Source organism: Veillonella sp. ZSJB6, assembly GCF_051549505.1.
Taxonomy (GTDB): Bacteria; Bacillota; Negativicutes; order Veillonellales; family Veillonellaceae; genus Veillonella.
Window position 1 is genome coordinate 1 of the sequence record NZ_JBPUGE010000018.1, and the last position, 697, is coordinate 697.

Genomic DNA, 697 nt, shown 5'->3' on the forward strand with positions numbered 1-697 from the left:
TTATCGCAGCTTACCGCGTCCTTCTTCGGCTGATATCGCCAAGGCATCCACCGTACGCCCTTAAAATCTTTACTTAAGATTTTATTGACATGCATTAGATACATTGTCGTTTTTTGTAGCCGTACATTTTACATGTACGTCACCATTAAGTCAGAGAATTATTTCCTATGTGCTCGGGTCAACCTACTTAGAAATTCTAAGAGATGACCTTACAAATATAATAATTATCTTCTATGCAGTTTTCAAAGAACAATATTCTGACATAAATCTTACGATTCATGCGTCATATGTTGCTATCATTGATAGCTTTGTTATTTTAGTATAAAACAGACTAGCTGTCAAATACTAAATGGTGGAGACGAGGAGATTCGAACTCCTGACCCCCTGCTTGCAAGGCAGGTGCTCTCCCAACTGAGCTACGCCCCCATGTATTAAATGGTGGGCCTAGGTGGACTCGAACCACCGACCTCACGCTTATCAGGCGTGCGCTCTAACCAGCTGAGCTATAGGCCCATTTAATATATGAGAAATTTATTATCTTGTAGATAACAGATCTCTCAAAACCGAACAATGTTAGGTGCCAAAGTGTCGACCTAAGTGACATCCAAGCTCTTGGCTCGGTGTATGTCTCCCTAGAAAGGAGGTGATCCAGCCGCACCTTCCGATACGGCTACCTTGTTACGACTTCACCCCAATC

General features: G+C 42.5%; 2 tRNA genes and 1 rRNA gene. All 3 read right to left on the reverse strand.

What is annotated here, in order from left to right:
- Positions 1–350: 350 nt before the first annotated feature.
- Positions 351–426 (reverse strand) — tRNA-Ala (locus ACSV5T_RS09695).
- Positions 427–436: 10 nt separating this feature from the next.
- Positions 437–513: transfer RNA gene (locus ACSV5T_RS09700), tRNA-Ile, on the reverse strand.
- 123 nt (positions 514–636) lie between these two features.
- Positions 637–697: ribosomal RNA gene (locus ACSV5T_RS09705) — 16S ribosomal RNA — on the reverse strand; the annotation flags it as partial.